Here is a 16,179-nt window from a genome sequence, read left to right as displayed (position 1 = left end):
AGCCATTCATCTAGAATTAACAGGGGAACTTTTTTGTAGGATTTCATGACTCGTTTATAAATACCCTCGCCTCGAGCTACTGCCAATTCATTTATTAGTTCAGGCAAACGAATTTATTTAAACGGATAGAAATTACGTTATGCAGCAGTACCGAATGCACAGGCCAAATAGGTTTTTCCTGCACCGGATGTGCCCATGATAATGTTATTAAGTTTATCTTGAATATAAGAGCCTGTGGCTAAACGAAGGATCTGCGTCCGGTCAAGTTTTCGGTCAGCACGATACTCAACATCCTCAATACAGGCGTTGCTTTGTTGAAAATCCTTCTTTCGAATTGGTGAGGTAAGACGGTTGTTCTTGCGTCTGGACCATTCAATATCTACTAGCAATTCAAAGTGTTTTTAAAAATTTAGGGTTTAAAAACTTAGAACTAATAATTGATTTTGATAGTTCTCAGCCATTGCTGCGAGTCGCATTTCGTAAAGTTTGCGTAACGTAGGTTCATGTGACATGGTTTAACCCCTCCCGTGATAATCTGCACCACGAACGAATTCATGGTTTTCAGAAGAGAGTGGTTGTGGCTTAACTTCATTTATTGTTTCGAGCCGATCTTGACTGGTAGTTAAGATCGTTTTGATATTTTGAGAGCTAGGCCTAGGGGTGTAGGAAAATGCTTTGGCAAATGCTATTTCGAGGCGAACAACGCTGTTCTTATCTTCAAGTTTAAGGAGTGCCATGCAGCTTCTGTAGCCTTGTTGTTCGACCTTATATGAGGATAGAATTGCTTGAACACAAGAGGCTGTATAAGCACCAACGCTTTCTGCCCACGAGATAAAGCGACTAACATTCCATTGAATAAATTTCTTATGATTTTCTGGCGTGTGATCTCTTACAGTGCTGTCCTGTCCTGGCTTTCCTTTTGATGAGGGATGGGTAACTTGACTATTCTTCCTTAACATTAGGGGATTTTTCTAGGGAGTGCCAGTGAATGAAGAACATTATATTCATAGTAATGAAATTAATTCAACCTATGAATTTCATGTCAGTTTCGGCGCAAGGCTAGTGTGTTTAGTTAGGGTTATAAACAGATGAGTGAAATTACGAATTTTTTCATGAATAGTTTAATGAAGATTGGAGAATTATAATTTATAAAAAAAGGAGTGAGTGTACAGTGAGAAAAAAATTAGTAATATTGGTTGTTTTTTGTTTGGTTTACAATATTCTGAGCCTTAGTGTTTCAGCACATTCAAATTTACCTAAAACAATTACCTCAGGAAAATGGGCTGTTAAAGTTAATACAAGTATGTTGCCATCACCCGAACCCAGTAAATACAAAAGCTATAAATTAACAGCAACTAACCTGAGTAAAGAGAAGCTTGACGCCACATTTGAATTTTATCGTTCTGTGGAAAAAGAAAGTAAAGAAAAGATAATATTAATTGACCCAACTAGTTTTCCGGTTAAATCTAATGAGACAATTGAGTTTACTCGATTTTTCATCGATAAAAATGCAAAAGAATTCGAAGTATTAATTTCTTGGTTAGACCAAAATAAACGTAAGCATCTAGAGTGCATGAATATAGATCTGAAATAAATAACATGGTGCTGCAAATTTAAATTGGCAGCACCACTGTTTTTGCCGGGTAAAGTATTCATCCAAAGCTAAATTTGACTTTTAGCAGATAGTTTTTTACCTACTTGGTAGGTGATTTCTTTCATTAATTCCACTATTTTCTATAAATTCAATGATCACACCAGGGTACAGGCTACATGGCAAAGTAAATAAAACATTCCTTCGAGCGTACGTTTATGGGTGCTTTGCCAATGCAGTCAGGCCAAAAACATGTAACGAGAAAAGGCAATTGTGTTTTGGCTAATAAGCAGATCGTAGGGCGACCTTGGAACTCTTTTTGAAGGCGCAGCAAGGGTTGGCTCATTTGAAAAAGACTATCAAAGAGTACGTAAGTCGTTGAAACACCTGTGGTGATATCTCACGATTCAGAAGCTAGATCTGGGCAGCACGCAGAGCTTCTTTCCGCCGTTTGATACAGAAGATCGCTTGTCAATTTCCTGGGAGCTCCCGTGGAGTTCAGTCTTAATGAAACCTAGCAAGACGAAGTTCAAGGGGAGGAGTGTATGACCGTCCAACCAGCCTAAAGTAAGCATGCGAAATTTCTTAGAAAACGCACTGGTGAAATGATCCTTGATCCAAATCCGAGTGAGAAGTTCTAAGGAGTTACTAGTTTTTTATTAAAACATGTAATCGTCTACAATAAACACTGAAAATCGTGTTACAGAGTGTTTCAATTCGTTGAACGGTGTCACTGTTGAGCGAGATCAAAAAACGGTACCTAGCAAACCTGCTATAATTTAAGAAATCGGTAGGTAACATTTTTGTAAGCGTCAAATAGCCTACACCTTGACATCAAGATACGGGCTATTTTGACGCTTTTGGAACGATGCCTCAAATTTAATGGAGCTGTCCATATCCATATGAGATCCTCAATCTTATTTACACAATTTATATAGTTTCAAAAAGTTTACACAAAATTATTGACAAACCCTAGCAAACCTAAAATATAAACCTCGGATAAAACTTTGACACATAATATCTTGTTTTGCAATTTGAAAAATTCACCACTTTATCAAACTAAAGAAAAATAGTTTTGTGTAATCTGACTTGCTTGTAAAGAATACAACTTTTTAAATTCACCGTTTTTTTCCAACAGTTCACTTAGAGAACCGCTCTCAATAATGTTTCCAGACTTCATAACAATTATTCTATCAGCAAAATCTAAGGATATTAACTTGTGGGATATGAAAATCGTTGTTTTATCATTACATATTTCCCGGAAATTTTTATAAAAATCACTTTCAGACCTAGGATCCATCGCTGATGTTGGTTCATCCAAAATTAATATCTGAGAATTTCGCATAATTGAACGAGATAAAGCTAATTTCTGCCATTCCCCTCCGGATAGATCTTCACCTTCATATAATATTTGAGTTAAATATGTATCATATTTCATCTTGAGATTATCGATAAATAAATCTGCACCGGTTCTTTTAGCGACTTCTTTGATTAACTCGGAATTTTTAATCTGGGAAATTTGACCAAAACCTATGTTTTCAGAAACGGTGTAGGGATATTTAATGAAATCTTGAAATAATATAGAAATATTATTATTGAGTTCGTCTTGTGAAAAGTTGTTGATTGGAACATCATCTATTAAAATTTCTCCTTGTGAGATGGGGTAAATCCCCAATAAACATTTTACGAGTGTGGATTTGCCAGAGCTCATTCAATTCAATACACATCTTTCTATAACATTTGCTGCTGGTTTAATTCTTAATCCAAAATCAGGTGTCAAGGCATTTCCTGTTCAGCGTGGAGATGGTTTGATTGCATGGATCCCGGATATACCTCATGAAATAACATCAGTTTATCCAATGTTCAATGAGGAGTATACAGATAACTCTCCTATTGAAGGTGATACAGTTGTTGCTATCAGTATAACTCGGAATGTTAAATCTCATGTTGAGTGGTACAATGAGGAGAATAAATTAACTCTAAAATCGTCGTATCATTTTTATTTACCTTTAGAGGGGATTAAGGCAATTCAAGATGGTACACATGCCTGGTTATTAGCAGAACAGGTCATTCGGACTTTAGATAGACGTAATCCGAAACAGAGAAAAGGTAAGGTTCATTTTTTCATTGCTGCTCCTGGTGGTTTTGTTTTCTTTCTTGCTCAACAAGCTGCAAATATCCCGGAGATCATTTTATACGAACATAATTTTACTGGGGATGGATCATATTCCCCTTCACTTATACTACCTGTTTAAACACTCGGAGGTGTTATTGTGAATATTCCTACTTACTTTGCTAGATTTCTTAAAGAAATTCGTTTAACTGAAAATCAAGTCAATGATTTAATCAAAGGACATACTACGTTAAGAAAAAGATTAAAAGAAGATGAAGATATGTCTAAAATTATTGTAAGTACATTCCTGCAAGGAAGTTATCGGAGATCTACTGCTGTTCGTCCAAAGGGAGATAGCCGTTCAGATGTAGATGTAATTTTGGTGACTAAATTGAGTATGGAGGAATACAGTAATCCAGAAGATGCTATCAATGTATTAAAACCATTTATGGAAAAACATTACGCAGGAAAATATCAAATTCAAGGTCGTTCTATAGGAATTTCCTTAAGTTATGTAGATTTAGATGTTGTCATAACAGCCGCACCCTCAGAGAGCGAAGAAGGTATTTTGGAGTCAGCTAGCGTTACTGATATGCGTGCACTGGAAGATATTGAAACGTGGTCATTGAAGGGGTCATGGGAAGTTCTGAATGAAACAATAGAAACAAGCTCTATTTTTAAGACTTATTCGAATGCTAATGAACCAGAGTGGAAAACAGTTCCTCTTTGGATTCCAGATAGGGACGCTGAGGAATGGAAACAAACAGATCCCCTGGCACAAATTAAATGGACACAAGAAAAAAATAAATCATGTAACCGGCATTACGTCAACGTAGTTAAGGCTCTAAAGTGGTGGAGAAGAATAAACAATGTGCCAAAACATCCAAAAGGATATCCGCTGGAGCATCTCATTGGTTTATGTTGCCCAGATGGAATACAAAGTGTTGGTCAAGGTGTAACCGAGGTTTTGGAGGCTATAGTGAATAACTATTCAACAAAGCCGGTTATGTCAGATCACGGCGTACCAGAGCATGATGTAATGGGCAGAATTACTGAAGAAGAATACGGAGAGTTTTATGAGCTGGTTAAAAAAGCTGCAGAAATTGCTAGAAAAGCATCAGATGCCACCACTGTTAAAGAAAGTGCCGAAGAATGGAATAAACTCTTTGGTTCGAAATTTCCGACATCTGAAGCTACAACAGCTAATAACCAGAGTAGTTCTCTAGTTTTTTCAAAAAGAGAAAGCCCAATTAGCTCTGATATTGTGGGTGGACGGTTTGGATAATCCTTCAATACCGGAAAGTATATTAATCGGGTGTACCCAATTAGAAACTGTTGAAGGATATCAGCAACTCCAAGACCTTTATTGGTATGGGGATTTTAAGAATTGGATTCTCCAGTTTAGTATAAATGTATCAGGGGTAGATGGACAATCTATTCCCCACACTACGAATTGGTATATGTTAATAGATCCTCTTTATCCGAGAGGATCTATTGGTATATATCCGGACAAAGTCAATAGTATTACTCAAACCTATCAGCATATGAATGAGAATAAAGAAGTAAATGAAATTCCTTGGCGATTAGGTAAGATTTGTACTGATTGGGATAATGGTTTACTTGAATTATTATCAGATACTGAAGAACAGATGGATGCAGATCAGCGTATTTCGTGGCATGTAGAGCGATTAAAAAATTGGTTACTCAATGCCTCAAATCATTCGTTAGCAAGACCAGGAGATTTTTTCGAATTACCACACGTACACTTTAGTACTGAGTTGCAAATCGTTTTTGCTGAAGAGCAAAAGAATATTAGTTATTGGAATGGAATGAGAAACAGATCTGGGTGGGTATCCCTTAAAGAAATATCAGAATATCAAAATATCTTATTCGTGTCTGCGTTTTTGGATAATAAGTCGAATGTAATACATGAATATGAGTGGGGGAAACTTGTTCATGCTGGTGTAGAATCTAAACATCATAATGGGGTATGGCTGCTACTTCCATTTCAGCCTATATTGGAACCTTGGTATTATCCTAAAACAATAAAGGAATTAGAAGCTATTTGCAAGAAACATCATTTTGACTTATGGCGAGAAATATACAGGCACATGTATATCTTTAGAGAACAGGAACAACACAATTACCTATTGCTTGGATTTCAAATTCCTCAATTAGTCGGAGAGCAGAATGTAATTGTTCATTGGATAAGTATAGAAATTGGGAAGTTAGCCAAAAAGGTAAACAAGATTACCGGATTCAGAAGAGCAAATGACTTCTATTTTCAACGAGATCGCATAAATCTGTTACATCCAGATAAGAGCTTAAGGTATGTTCGCACAGAGAACTGGAGTAAAGAATCCGTGCTTAGCCGAGGGAGTATAAATGAGAAAACACATCATGATGGTGTATTTTTAATCGGTGCGGGTGCTCTTGGCTCAGCCATCGGGGAACTACTTTCTCGTATAGGTATTTCTAAAATAATTGTTTGTGACAAAGATATTTTAAAAGTTGGTAATTTATCTCGACATACGCTAGGTATTAATCACTTATCCATGAAAAAGGCTGAGGCATTATCATATAGAATCAATTACAATAATGTACACACTTGGTCTGTAGCCATCAATAGTGCTTTTCCCAATTTAAGCGACGATGAAGTGGAGGTACTGGAGAGTCAAGATATCATTATAGATACTACAGGAAGTGATGCAGTTATTGATCATTTATATTCCTTTGACTGGACGATTCCGAAAAGATTCGTTTCAGTATCACTAGGATTTGGAGCAAAAAGAATGTTTATCTTTTTGTCCAATAAGCATCCCTTTCCTCGCCAGTCTTTCTACAACTTCCTCAAGCCGTGGATTGAATTGGAGCGAGAAGAGAATAAAGACATCATCTTGCCTAGGGATGGTATAGGATGTTATCATCCTCTATTTCCTGCTCGCGCAGATGACATTTGGATGATGGCAGGTCTAGCAATAAAAGAAATCGAGGCATGGTGGCTTAAACCATTTGGTCCCAACATCTTTGCTGTTTATGAACAACAACATATAGATGGATTATCCGCAGGTGTTTTACTAAAGCAACGAGAGGTGTTTTAATGCTTGTTCATAGATACAGAGATATTGAAGGCAATCTTGAGATTGAATTTAGTGACGATGTATTAACATTTATGTTAGCTCAATGTACCTTAAGCGGAGAATTAGAAACAGGTGGTATTCTGGCCGGATACTATGATGATGCGTTGAATAGGGCAGTTATTATAAAGAGCAGCCCTGCCCCTATCGATTCAAAACAAACAAGAACTAGATTTTATAGAGGAGTACAAGGTCTCAAAGATTGGCTTAATACCTTATGGAAGTTAGACAAGGCCTATTATGTGGGGGAATGGCATTTTCATCCTTTTGCATCAAGTAAAATGAGCTTAATTGATTCCAAGCAAATGAACTCAATTTCTAATAATAAGTCAATGAACTGTCCAGAACCCATATTACTTATCATTGGAGGAAACCCTCGAAAAAGGTATTCTGTTTCTATCAGTATTTTTATGAAAAATAAGAAACCGATAGAGCTTAATGAGTACTTACCGGAAATAATCTAGAATAGAAGTTTAAGTTAAGTATCTGAGACGTGACTCGAATAAAGGGCACCCGATGGGTGTCCTTTATTCGAGTTCATTCAAGTATTTATTTAGATAGTTTTCTCTTAGAGCGTTTTAATTAATGTGAGGTGGAGATAATAGAGATAGAGCCCCAGTGAGGTGCTTAGCGATGAATTAAAGATGACGTTTATAAGTTGCATCAATTTACTGAGTTTATATGTAATAACTCGGAAACAACAAAATCAAATAGATTAATACAAAAGGAAATTGTTCACGTTTGCTGAAGATTATATCCAACGAATTTTTGTTTTAAATCAACTGCTAAAAATTCATGAGAAGACTCGTGAAGATCTCGTTAATTATTGTGCAGATAATTATTTTTCATGTACGAAGAGAAACTCTATAAAAATATGATAAATATTGAAATTATTTTCTTGAATTTCTGACAATATATATCCTCATTATTACTTGTTTAAGAATAGGATACTGAGGTTAATGGGGTACATATACTGCAGCCAGAGACGCATAACAAATTAGTTATGCGTCTTTATGTTTTAAGAGGAGGTTAGCTTGATGACAAACACCGTATATAGAACTCATGTAAATCGACTTAAGGATGGAAGAGGGCAAGGCAGAGGGGCAGACTACATTCCTTTTATTCAAGCGAACGATAATAAAGTGGCATCAGAGGGATGGTTAACCCGTACTCCAGGGTGGCATTCAAATCGAATACATCATACACTGTCCAAATATGAGTATCAATACCTGCTTGTACAGGATTGGACAGATCAAGTTATAGATATCAGAGAGCAATATCCCCTTCCAATTGAAGAAACACAACGAATAGCGAAGAAGTTAAATATAATTCATGCGAATCTAAAGGGACAAGATGTAGTTCAGACTTCTGATTTTATGTTAACAGTTCCAAATGGTGAGAATGGAGTAAAGGATGTAGCCAGAACGTTTAAGCCAACTAATAAATTGACCAAAAGGACGCTTGAGTTATTTGAAATTGAAAGGCGTTATTATAAAGAAATCGGCCTTCAGTGGAAAGTTGTATTTGATGTAGGAAGACCTATTAATTTCATAAAAAATATTGACTGGTTGCACGATGCAAAGCGGCCAGATGTACGTCCAGGATTGGATAACGAAATGGTAAATATGATTGCTGAACCTTTATTTGAATTATTGATTAAAAATGATCAACGCTTATCAATAAGCAAGAGTTGTTTAAAGTGCGATCAGAATATTGGTCTAGAACCAGGAACGTCAATGTTTATGGTTAAACATATGCTCGCTAATAAGCGTTGGATAACAGATATGAACGTATTAATACGTGAAAGCGCTCCTTTGGTGATAGAGAAACCTATAAAATAGAGGTGGTGAAAAAATGATTTATCAAAATTCTATTATCTGTTTCCTTGATGTTGGTCTTAATAAAAAACGAACTTTTGAACGTGTATTGTGGATCGCTCCTGATCGATCTCAAGTTGTCCTCATTAACATTGATGATAAAAAGAAAATACCATTTCCTTATTTCCGAGATTATAAAGATTTATTATTTGACCTGGAATGCGGTAATGCCCAAATAGAACCTATCGACCCCGACATGCGTTTGATCGCTCCTGATGAAAAATATCTAAATAAATACTCCAAAAGAAGAGATGAAAAATTCGCGATTATTGAGAATATTGTATGTAAAGAACCCAATATTTACATACCTGAAAAAAGAGGAAAGCTAGTTAGTGAGGTAGCAGATCAATTCAAGAAACAAGTGAATTGGGTCTATAGTTTATTGAAGAAGTACTGGTTCTATGGAAAGAAAGTGAATGGTCTTTTAAATGATTATTTTGACGTTGGGGTTTCAACTAGCCCATTAAAAAGAAATATAAATACAGGCCCGAAACCTGAGAATGGTAAAAGTTTCATTATAACCAAGGAGGACAAAGACAAGTTTAAAAAAGCAATTAAGAAATTCCATACGGACCAAGGAATGAATCTTAGAGCGACGCACAAACATATGTGTGAGGAAGAATACTCTGATGGACATTATAGAAAATATAACGAGTTAATTCCAATAGTTGCTGGCCCTTCATTGAGGCAGTTTATGTATTGGTATAATAAGGAGTTTAATAAAAAGAGAAAAACTGCTGCTAAATTTGGCCCGCGAAAAGCTGAAATGATTGCAAGATCTCATCTTAAATCTGCAAATGGTGACCTCCAAGGACCTGGAGCACTATACGAAACGGATTCAACACCTGCTGATGTTATATTAGTCTCGATCGATCATAGAACTGTTATCGGAAGGCCACATGTTTATTTTGTAAAAGATGCCCTAAACAGATTGATTGCAGGGGTACACGTGTGTAAAACCCCTTCTTGGGAAGAAGAAATGGTAGCACTTGAAAATGCCGCAACTGATAAGGTCGCATATTGCGCACAGTTTGGGATAGCAATAAATGAAGAAGATTGGCCAGCTAAACATTTACCTAGATATATTGTTGGTGACCGAGGAGAAATGAAAAGCAAAAATTCTAACAACCTGGCACTTCTCAATGTACGTATAGGTAATCCTCCTTCCTATCGTGCGGATTTAAAACCCTATATAGAACAGCAATTCAGAAGTTTTTGCATGCGGATGAGAGAGGTCATGCCTGGAGGAGTGGATAAGGAACATAGAGTTAGGGGGGATAAAAATCCCGAAGAGAAGGCTGCGTATACATTTGAAGCATTCACAAAACTAGTTATTTTATTCGTCCTGGAATATAACCGAAAGGCATTAAGTGATGAATTTTTAGTTTCAAAGGAAATGTTCGTTGATAATGTGGAGTTGACTCCTCTATCAATGTGGAATTGGGGGATGGAACATAATCTTCTACAGGAGCAACCACGCAGTTTAATTCGACACGCACTTCTTCCTAAAGAAAAGTGCAAGATTACCCGAAGTGGTGTGATTTTAAAAAAACTGGGATACTTCTGCCAACGTGGTGAAGAAGACGGTTGGTTTGAGGACGAGATGATTGAAGGTAAAAGTGAGATAACCGTTAGTTATGATCCTCGAAATTGCAGCAGTGTATTTATCATGCTCAAAAACGGAAAAGAGGAGCAACTCTTTCTAACTGAAAGGTTTAAGGAGTATGAGGGTCTTTATTTTGAAGATGTAAATTCAATTATGAAATTCAAGAAAAAACAGTTAATGAAGGTGAAGGCAGATAGAAATCAAATTGAAGCAGAGCTAGATACAGTGGCCAAAAACCTGACTCAAGTAGAAGTAGCGAAAATAAAAGAAGCCCAAAAAGGCAAGCCCAGATCAGCTAAATTTAAAAATAAACGGAGTGTTAGGAAGCTTGAGAAGAGAATTGAATCCAGTGCAAATGCTTGGACAGCTACTACCGAATCTCAGAAGTCGCAGGTTATATCTGAAAATGCTAAACATGAGAACCGGGCTCCAATGATTTCTTCTATGGAAGAACCCCAGAAGTTGAATAAGATGCAGATATTTCTTTTAGGAAAAAATCAGGAAAGGAGGTCATCCAATAATGGTGGGTGAACAAGAACGTTATATTTATCTAAAGGGCAGACAAATTAAAGCATCATATCATAAACAGATTGTTGAGGCCTATCAGGGAAATCCATTCATAGAAGCAATACCGCCTAGGCTAAATCAAGATCAATTGTATCAGATGCTGGATTCAGCCCCTCGCTTTTCTGGAGATCTAAATCAGCTGGATCTGGAAGAGCGCTTAGAACTTATTCAACAAATCAAGCCGGGATATTGGAAGCCATTAATAACTCATTTCGAGAGATATCGAAATATATACAACATGATAAAAATTGGATATCAATCTCGAAACCCATTAAGCGCCATTTACCAAAGAGAAATGGCAATAGGTTTAGATGAAATTTTATCCCATGGCACAGATGAAGAGGGTAGAAATTTAGCTGGAAATATTCAAACGGCTCAAATGATGGCGGATATTGGACTTAGTGGCATGGGGAAAACGAAATCTTATGAAAGACTGCTAAGGCTTTTTCCACAAGTTATCCACCATGTGGCGTACGATGGAGAGCCCTTCCCGGTAAAACAAGTTGTTTGGCTTCACATTGAGTGTCCTAGTAATAAATCGGTAGGTGCACTTTGCCGAAATTTTTATTGGGCTGTTGATCAGTTATTAGGAAGCAACTATTATGAAGAATTAGCCGAAAAAGATGGTCGTGCTGAAGTTCTGGCCAAAAGAATGGCAAAGGTTGCCGGAAATATCAGTTTAGGTGGCTTATTCATTGATGAAATACAAAGGATTCACAAAGGGCACTCAGGTGGCGAAGAGAAAATGATCGATTTCATAACTGAACTTACAAATTCACTTGGTATACCAATTGTGCTAATTGGTACGTTTAAAGCTCTTTACTTATTTAAAACCTCTCTTGCTAATACTCGGCGCGGAATTCCAGACGGATACGCGGAGAATATTACGGATCGGATGAAGGATGATCTAGAATGGGATATTTTTTTAGAAGGAATTTGGGAACTACAATACACGAATAAGTTTACACCACTTACTCCGGAGCTAAAGGCGATAATGTATTATCATACACTGGGCATACCCGACTTTGCCGTGAAATTATTCATGCATGTTCAATGCCGGGCAATTTTATATGAAGATAATGAAATTATTACTACTGAATTGATTGAAAAAGTAGCAAACAGAACCTTTCGACTTGTTCAGCCGATCTTCGAACTTATAAGGAGAGGTGTAGACATTGATCCTAGTGAATATGAGGATTTAAAGCCGGATTGGATCACCTTTAAAGAATATCTGAAGGATTCGCAGCATCGCATTACTATAGATGGGCACCTCTCAGAGGAACATAAGCTTATTATGCTGCAGCATAATAGAAAAGTATTAATTGAGCAGCTTGTTACATTTGCGATGAAAATGGGTTGTGCTGAAGAAATTGCATTGTGCTATGCCGAAAAGGTCGAACTCCATAACCGGGAAGCTGGCCATGATATGGAATTATTATATTTAGAGATAGCTAAACTTGTTTTTGAAGGTAAATCTGATAGCCCAAATTATAATACTTCAGAAGTTGTTGGAATTACACGGAAAAGGGGAAGGAATAAGTCCACAAAGCTTGATTTAGACGAATGTGATATTCGTTTTATTGTTTCACAAGGGAGAACAGATAAATTAAGTGTTGATGAGGCACTTCGGAAAGCAGGGTTAGTTGGGGAATATGACGAGTTCTTATAGAGAGTAGATAGGAGGTACTTATGGGAAATATAGTGGCTTTTCCTTCAACGTATCCTGACGAAGATTTTCGGAGCATTGTGCATCGATATTACCTTCGATCTCCATTGACTTTCACGATGAGTAATATTGAATTGTTTGGAGAAAAAGGTGCTAGGAAAAAAGCAAATATAATTCCACTTAACCTTTCTCGAATTACTGATGAATTTGGACTAACTATTGAGTTTGCGCAAAGAATAATCGAAAATCACACCTACCTTCCTTTCTTTAGATCATTTCTAACTGTTGATAAACAAATAAAACTATGGGAGGTTATGTATTCGAAAAATTATGAATTAAGTGATCGATTTATGCTTCAGAGATTGACCCAATCTCTACTCCATAATACCTCTCATTATTGTCCTATTTGCATATACGATGATTTCTCTAAATACGGGATTGTTTACTTGCATCGTACACACCAATTTTCCTTTCTTAAAATGTGCCATATACATGGTAGTGGTTTAATTGACGTGTGTCCTATTTGTAATACATCATTAACTGATGAAAAAGGAAGTCAAATGCTTATTGAGCCAAAATGTCCAAATGGACATGAAATACTAATAGACAATAATAATGGGGTACAAGATAGCTTAGAAAATAAACAGTTACTTTCAGATTTTAATACTTTATTTCAGCTAAAGAGTATCAATCTGGAAATTATATATATAAAATTAATTTCTTATCTTGGAGTCAAAGGCTACATTCACTTTCGGGGAGAACATATATATAAGAAAAAATTACTTACTGATGTGATAAAGTTTTATGATAATTCTTACCTATCTACAATCGGACTTGATTCGATTCATCTTTTAGGTTCAAGAAGTATAATGTGTTTTCTTCAGAAGGATAACCTTAAGGAGAGAATAATTTTATATTTGTTAGTTATAAGGTTCCTTGCAGGTAACTTAGAAGATTTTATATATATAGATCAAAATTATTCTTTACCTGTACCTTTTGGTAATGGACCATGGCTTTGTATCAATGCAATCTGTCCGAAATATAATCAAAGAGCTATCCCTAATGTTAAACGCACAGCTCATGCTTGGATCACTGGTCGATTTATCTGTCCTTATTGTGGAATGATCTATACTAGAGGGGGACTTCCGCACCCGGAAGATGAAAAGCAATATACGATAGAAACAATGGGAGCATTATTTATGAATCGTGCAATCCAACTTTTTGAAGAAGGCTTGATAATGGATAAAATTGCAGCGCAACTTTTAACGAATCGAAGGACTTTAAGGAAATATCTAAAACCGTATAGAAATTTAAAACGTGATAGGTCATATCAAGACAAGCTTGAACAAGCAGCGATTTTGAAAATGGGTTATCACGAAACTGCTGCAAGTACATCGCTTAAAATAGAGGAGTATCGGAATACGGTGAAGGATGCCATAGAGGTTTCAGGTCCTGCTGCTTCGCGTTTGCAAATTCGTAAGTACAGTACTCGCCGTTATGACTGGCTTATGAAGAATGATCGGGAATGGATAGATGGGATTTTGCCCCCAAAACAAGGTAACCAGAAGTTTAATTTAGACACGGTAGATGAGGAAATGTTCCAAATTATCAATAAAGCTATTAAGCAGGTAAAAGCATACCCATCAACAAATCAATTTACTAAAGAGTGTTTTTTACGTGCTATACCTAAAACACTGAAAATTCGATATTACCACTTTCGTAAATATTTGCATCGCACAACAGAGCTAATGGAATCCAATGTAGAAACAATAGATGAATGCGCAATTAGAATATTTCCATATATATTAGAGAAGTTTATGGGTTCGAGTTATAGGAGATTAACAAAAAAACGACTACAGCATCTTAGTCATGTTTATAAAAAATGTTCTCCGAAAGCATTAGAGTGGGCAGAAAATGAGGCACTTAAATACTACAAATAATTATTAGAGAGAATGGGGTTATCGATGATTTATTTTCCACCTCCACTACCTGACGAACTATTGTACAGTGTTTTAGCCCGTTATCATGCTAGGTCTGGTAATGAAAGCACAAAAAAAACGATGATGGATATATTTAATAAGCAAACTGTGTGTGCAGTAACAGATCTTCCGAGCCACCTCATGCAGTTATATTCGCTGATCCCTGGTAAAGCAATTTCAGTAGACAAATTGTTAGATAAGCTTACCTTGCTGCCTTATTTTAAACCATTTATCTCTATAGAGCGCTACAACTGGGTTTATGAAGAAATGCTTTATGGAGATGGGCAGTCAATAAATATGAAAATGGGATTCCCAGCAAGTGGTGTCTGCAAACCAGCATATCTGCGATACTGTCCAGCATGTATAGGATCTGATCGCGAAAAATATGGCATAGCGTATTGGCATCGAGTTCATCAATTGACTGGTGTCTCAGTTTGTCCATTACATAATGCCACCCTTAGCGACTCTTCTATTTTGTTCTCTCAGCGAAAGAATAAGCATGAGTTTGTTATGCTCGAGTCTGTCTTAAGAGATGAACAAAATTTGGTTTCCTTCCGTGGTGAAGATAAAGAATTTTTGATTGCTACACGCTCAGCGCAAATATTGAAGATGAATAGCCAGCCTTTAATTCAAGAAGGAATAAGAAATATATATTTGCGGAGATTAGCTCAACGGGGGATGCTCACAGCAAAGGGAAATATCAGATTTAAGGAATTACTTCCTGACTTCATTACTTTTTATGGTATGGCATATCTAGACAAACTTGGTTGCTCTATAGATGAAGATAGTCAATTTACTTGGTTACATAAAATGCTTCGAAAACCGCGTCATCTTACACATCCTCTAAGACATATTCTGCTGCAAATATTTTTAGAGATAGAAATGAAGGACATTATAGAAGGAGGGAGCACTACTATTCTATCTCCATTTGGAGATGGGCCATGGCCTTGTTTAAATAAGGCAGCTACTCATTTTCGAGAAAAGATAATCGCTGACGTTGTTGTATCGAGATGTTCTGATACCGGAAAGCCGGTGGGGACGTTTAGTTGCGGTTGCGGATTTGTTTATTCAAGGCGTGGACCAGATAGCGATAAAAATGATGAATTCCGCATTGGGCGTATTAAACAGTTTGGCTCTGTCTGGGTCAATAAGCTAGAGGAGCTGAATAATGGGACTCTTGGATTATGTGAGAAGGCTAGAAGACTTGGTGTTGATCCTAGAACAATAAAAAACCAAAATGAGAAACTAAAGCTGGGGCGTACAGTAGTCTACGACGAACTGAAGATACTTATTAAACCTGTAGAGCGGAAAGCGAAAGAACACACGAAAAGGAGAACAAACAAAAAATACATAAGGGTGGATTGGACATTACGTGATACAGAATTTGTACAAGAGATTGATCGGGTAGCTAATAAGATCAGAGAATCCAGTGATAGATCTTTATCAAGAAATGAGGTGGGAAGACTCCTTCATCGCTCAACAATGTTACGTACAAAGTTGGAGAAGTTGCCATGTACCTCAGAACGGTTACATAGTTTAACGAAGAAAAGAAATGAATAAGTATGGTGAATAATTAAATCAATACTTTGAGTAAAGGAAATCATTGAGGAGTTAGTAACATTATTTTGCAAATAATGCATATC

13 protein-coding genes are annotated in these 16,179 nt (G+C 36.6%); 10 read left to right on the top strand and 3 right to left on the bottom strand.

Annotation, left to right across the window (positions count from 1 at the left end; translation table 11 throughout):
* Positions 1-137: 137 nt before the first annotated feature.
* Together MHH86_RS27925 and MHH86_RS27920 are read right to left on the bottom strand one after the other, a co-directional pair.
* The gene (locus MHH86_RS27925) at positions 138-389 is read right to left on the bottom strand and encodes an ATP-binding protein (RefSeq protein ID WP_305953623.1); all 252 of its coding nucleotides are present in this window, start codon (positions 387-389) and stop codon (positions 138-140) included.
* Between the two features lie 126 nt (positions 390-515).
* Positions 516-959: a hypothetical protein gene (locus tag MHH86_RS27920; RefSeq protein ID WP_051491182.1), complete on the bottom strand. Its 444-nt coding sequence runs from the start codon at positions 957-959 to the stop codon at positions 516-518.
* A 212-nt stretch (positions 960-1,171) separates the two neighbouring features.
* On the opposite strand from MHH86_RS27920, the gene MHH86_RS27915 reads away from it, so the two are divergent.
* Entirely contained in the window at positions 1,172-1,594 is a 423-nt protein-coding gene (locus MHH86_RS27915; protein ID WP_036681299.1) for a hypothetical protein, read from the top strand.
* 1,051 nt (positions 1,595-2,645) lie between these two features.
* On the opposite strand, the gene MHH86_RS27910 is transcribed toward MHH86_RS27915, so the two are convergent.
* Positions 2,646-3,302, bottom strand: a complete 657-nt coding sequence (locus tag MHH86_RS27910) for an ABC transporter ATP-binding protein (RefSeq protein WP_342479562.1) — start codon at positions 3,300-3,302, stop codon at positions 2,646-2,648.
* On the opposite strand from MHH86_RS27910, the gene MHH86_RS27905 reads away from it, so the two are divergent.
* From MHH86_RS27905 to MHH86_RS27865, 9 genes are all read left to right on the top strand, one after another.
* Complete coding sequence (locus tag MHH86_RS27905) at positions 3,289-3,846, top strand: SAVED domain-containing protein (RefSeq protein ID WP_342479561.1); 558 nt, start codon at positions 3,289-3,291, stop codon at positions 3,844-3,846. The genes MHH86_RS27910 and MHH86_RS27905 overlap by 14 nt on opposite strands.
* 18 nt (positions 3,847-3,864) lie before the next feature.
* Positions 3,865-4,989 (top strand): hypothetical protein, encoded by a 1,125-nt coding sequence (locus MHH86_RS27900; protein WP_036681332.1) that lies wholly within the window; start codon positions 3,865-3,867, stop codon positions 4,987-4,989.
* Positions 4,982-6,805 carry a ThiF family adenylyltransferase gene (locus MHH86_RS27895; protein WP_036681335.1) on the top strand — a complete coding sequence of 608 codons (1,824 nt, stop codon included), beginning with the start codon at positions 4,982-4,984 and terminating at the stop codon, positions 6,803-6,805. Before MHH86_RS27900 ends, MHH86_RS27895 begins: the two co-directional genes overlap by 8 nt.
* A complete protein-coding gene (locus tag MHH86_RS27890) occupies positions 6,805-7,305 on the top strand; it encodes a Mov34/MPN/PAD-1 family protein (protein WP_051491186.1) in 501 nt (166 codons plus the stop codon). The genes MHH86_RS27895 and MHH86_RS27890 overlap by 1 nt, the downstream gene beginning before the upstream one ends.
* 573 nt (positions 7,306-7,878) lie before the next feature.
* Positions 7,879-8,682 carry a heteromeric transposase endonuclease subunit TnsA gene (locus MHH86_RS27885; protein WP_036681337.1) on the top strand — a complete coding sequence of 268 codons (804 nt, stop codon included), beginning with the start codon at positions 7,879-7,881 and terminating at the stop codon, positions 8,680-8,682.
* Between the two features lie 13 nt (positions 8,683-8,695).
* The gene (locus MHH86_RS27880; RefSeq protein WP_342479560.1) at positions 8,696-10,855 is read left to right on the top strand and encodes a Mu transposase C-terminal domain-containing protein; all 2,160 of its coding nucleotides are present in this window, start codon (positions 8,696-8,698) and stop codon (positions 10,853-10,855) included.
* Positions 10,845-12,560, top strand: coding sequence for an AAA family ATPase (locus tag MHH86_RS27875; RefSeq protein ID WP_036681342.1), 1,716 nt, complete (start codon positions 10,845-10,847; stop codon positions 12,558-12,560). Before MHH86_RS27880 ends, MHH86_RS27875 begins: the two co-directional genes overlap by 11 nt.
* 20 nt (positions 12,561-12,580) lie before the next feature.
* Complete coding sequence (locus MHH86_RS27870; RefSeq protein ID WP_036681344.1) at positions 12,581-14,497, top strand: TnsD family Tn7-like transposition protein; 1,917 nt, start codon at positions 12,581-12,583, stop codon at positions 14,495-14,497.
* Positions 14,498-14,521: 24 nt separating this feature from the next.
* Entirely contained in the window at positions 14,522-16,096 is a 1,575-nt protein-coding gene (locus tag MHH86_RS27865; RefSeq protein WP_051491187.1) for a TnsD family Tn7-like transposition protein, read from the top strand.
* Positions 16,097-16,179 lie beyond the last annotated feature (83 nt).

It is taken from the genome of Paenibacillus sp. FSL F4-0097 (assembly GCF_038593125.1).
GTDB lineage: Bacteria > Bacillota > Bacilli > Paenibacillales > Paenibacillaceae > Paenibacillus_AQ > Paenibacillus_AQ odorifer.
Note: the sequence above shows the minus strand (reverse complement) of the source record. Positions and strands in the feature narration are given on the sequence as shown.

Bases quoted from the DNA above. Each gene is read 5' to 3' on its own strand.
- MHH86_RS27890 (WP_051491186.1), top strand. From the start codon at position 6,805: ATGCTTGTTCATAGATACAGAGATATTGAAGGCAATCTTGAGATTGAA.
- MHH86_RS27910 (WP_342479562.1), bottom strand. From the start codon at position 3,302: ATGAGCTCTGGCAAATCCACACTCGTAAAATGTTTATTGGGGATTTAC.
- MHH86_RS27865 (WP_051491187.1), top strand. From the start codon at position 14,522: ATGATTTATTTTCCACCTCCACTACCTGACGAACTATTGTACAGTGTT.
- MHH86_RS27920 (WP_051491182.1), bottom strand. From the start codon at position 959: ATGTTAAGGAAGAATAGTCAAGTTACCCATCCCTCATCAAAAGGAAAG.
- MHH86_RS27885 (WP_036681337.1), top strand. From the start codon at position 7,879: ATGACAAACACCGTATATAGAACTCATGTAAATCGACTTAAGGATGGA.
- MHH86_RS27880 (WP_342479560.1), top strand. From the start codon at position 8,696: ATGATTTATCAAAATTCTATTATCTGTTTCCTTGATGTTGGTCTTAAT.
- MHH86_RS27875 (WP_036681342.1), top strand. From the start codon at position 10,845: ATGGTGGGTGAACAAGAACGTTATATTTATCTAAAGGGCAGACAAATT.
- MHH86_RS27870 (WP_036681344.1), top strand. From the start codon at position 12,581: ATGGGAAATATAGTGGCTTTTCCTTCAACGTATCCTGACGAAGATTTT.